The sequence below is a fragment of the Amaricoccus sp. W119 genome (assembly GCF_047275745.1).
Lineage (GTDB): Bacteria > Pseudomonadota > Alphaproteobacteria > Rhodobacterales > Rhodobacteraceae > Amaricoccus.
The window spans coordinates 1-877 of record NZ_JBKQWU010000195.1 but is presented as its reverse complement, the minus strand read 5'-3'; the positions used below and the strand labels follow the sequence as shown (position 1 = coordinate 877).

2 protein-coding genes are annotated in these 877 nt (G+C 68.2%); both read left to right on the top strand.

Annotated features, from left to right (window positions below; genetic code table 11):
- Positions 1–163: 163 nt before the first annotated feature.
- Positions 164–358, top strand: a complete 195-nt coding sequence (locus ACLJK8_RS22950) for a hypothetical protein (protein WP_413152701.1) — start codon at positions 164–166, stop codon at positions 356–358.
- 147 nt (positions 359–505) lie between these two features.
- Positions 506–838 carry a lysozyme inhibitor LprI family protein gene (locus tag ACLJK8_RS22945; protein ID WP_413152700.1) on the top strand — a complete coding sequence of 111 codons (333 nt, stop codon included), beginning with the start codon at positions 506–508 and terminating at the stop codon, positions 836–838.
- The last annotated feature ends 39 nt before the right edge of the window (positions 839–877 follow it).

Genomic DNA, 877 nt, shown 5'->3' with positions numbered 1-877 from the left:
CTTCGGGCTCACCAGCCTGCGCGCGCGATAAAACCTCCGTCAGGATTCGCGCATTCTTGCAGACTTCGATCACCGATTGGCGTGGGCGCGCCTTCGTCGCGCCCGAATGCCGGTGGCGCGGGTGTAATCGATGAACATTGCCCGACCGAGAAAGGAGTCCGAAATGTTGTTGCGAAAAGTTCTCATGCTGATCGGCGCGCTCACATTCCTGTCCGCCTGTGATGAACCGAAATCGAAAGCCTATGACGGACCGCATGGCGCCGGGAGCATGGTCGACAACCCCGATGTCGAGAGCTGGCCCACCTGCTCGGATGGTGCCCAGCACCCCGACTGCTCCTACGCGCCCGAGGGCTATTGAGATGGGCGGCCTCAGGGTCCTGGGCCTTGTCCTCGCCCTGGTGGTGGTGCCCGGCGGCGTGGCGATGTCCGCCGACTGCGCGGCACNGGCGGCCTCAGGGTCCTGGGCCTTGTCCTCGCCCTGGTGGTGGTGCCCGGCGGCGTGGCGATGTCCGCCGACTGCGCGGCACTGACCAAGCGCGCGAAGATCGCGGAATGCATCGGTGACGATTTTCAGCGCGCCGACGCGACGCTCAACAGCGTCTACAAGCGCCTCATGCACGGGCTCGGCAAGACCGGCCAGACGGGCCTGCGCGACGCGGAGCGTGCCTGGATCGCCTTCCGTGACAAGCACTGCGCCTTCGTCGGCGGCGCGAGCGCGGGCGGCAGCATCCAGGCCATGGTGATCGGCCAGTGCCAGACCGAACTGACGGTCGACCGGGTGGCCCAGCTGGCCTGGCAGCTCCACTGCGCCGGGACCGACGCCGCCTGCGCGCGGTGAGCGCCTCGATGGCGCGGCGCCCGTCCGCTCCGCGCCATC